Genomic DNA, 239 nt, shown 5'->3' with positions numbered 1-239 from the left:
CGTTTAATGTATGTACGTCAAAAAACAGTTAATCAACCTCACATGGTGCTAATATATATTGAAACTCCTAATCAAATCCCCTTTGTTTTAGGTAACTTTAATACTAAACTACTGCCCGCTAATAAACGCCCTGATTTAACACCTATATATAGTTTTAATGGCCAAGGTTTATGGTTAGCCAAATCAAAAGGGTTAGGCAATAAAGTAAAAAATAGCCGTGGTGTTTCTGCCTGGAACAC

The 239-nt window shown here is 35.1% G+C and carries 1 pseudogene; it reads left to right on the top strand.

The features are described 5' to 3' along the window. Nucleotides 1-239 (top strand): annotated as a pseudogene (locus AAEY57_RS21030) (transglutaminase-like cysteine peptidase); the annotation flags it as partial.

This window comes from Pseudoalteromonas sp. MER144-MNA-CIBAN-0113 (assembly GCF_040308965.1).
GTDB classification, from domain to species: Bacteria; Pseudomonadota; Gammaproteobacteria; order Enterobacterales; family Alteromonadaceae; genus Pseudoalteromonas; species Pseudoalteromonas tetraodonis.
Note: the sequence above shows the minus strand (reverse complement) of the source record. Positions and strands in the feature narration are given on the sequence as shown.